Genomic DNA, 667 nt, shown 5'->3' with positions numbered 1-667 from the left:
GCACCAAGCCCAGCGCGCCGGCCCTGCCTGAGCTGCCGGTGCAGGCGGTTGGCCTGCGCCGCTCGCGCGCGCTGCCTTACGAGCTGCACGCCAGCGCGCGGGTGGACGGCAACGCCGGCACCGTGGAATTGATTTTCGCCAACAGCGGCAAGGCGGCGGCGGTATTCCACGTGTATGACCGTCGTCATCTGGACGCGCCGCCGCGCCGCTACACGGTGGAGGCCGGCAAGCAGCTGTCCGGGCTGTGGCGGGTCAATTACGACGCCAATCTCTACGATCTGTGGGTGCTGGGCCCCAACGGCTTCCATCGCCATTTCACCGGCGACGCCGGCCAGCTGGGGCGCTTGAGCAAGGCGCAGCCGGAAATCCAGGTCTGTTACGAGCCGGCTGCCGGCGACGTTTACCTGAAGCTGCACAATAGCGGCCGCGAAAACTGTGAGTTCCAGGTGCGCGCCAACGCCTATGTCAACACCGAGCCGCGGCGCGTCACAGTGGGCCCGCAAGGCGAGGCGGTGCTGAACTGGCCGTTGAAGGACAGCCACGGCTGGTACGACGTCAGCGTCAGCGCGCCGGTGTTCCCCGGCTTCAGCCGCCGTTTCGCCGGCCGGGTGGAAACCGGTCGCGACGGCTTCAGCGACCCGGCGATGGGCGGCGCGGCGGTGGGCGA

General features: G+C 69.1%; 1 protein-coding gene. It reads left to right on the top strand.

The features are described from left to right. Nucleotides 1–667, top strand: a 667-nt coding sequence (locus LQT98_RS23925) for a phospholipase domain-containing protein (protein ID WP_231465760.1), incomplete at both ends; no start/stop codon positions are given.

The organism is Chromobacterium aquaticum, from assembly GCF_021129195.1.
In the GTDB taxonomy this organism is placed as follows: Bacteria; Pseudomonadota; Gammaproteobacteria; order Burkholderiales; family Chromobacteriaceae; genus Chromobacterium; species Chromobacterium aquaticum.
This window is presented reverse-complemented; position numbering and strand designations above follow the sequence as displayed.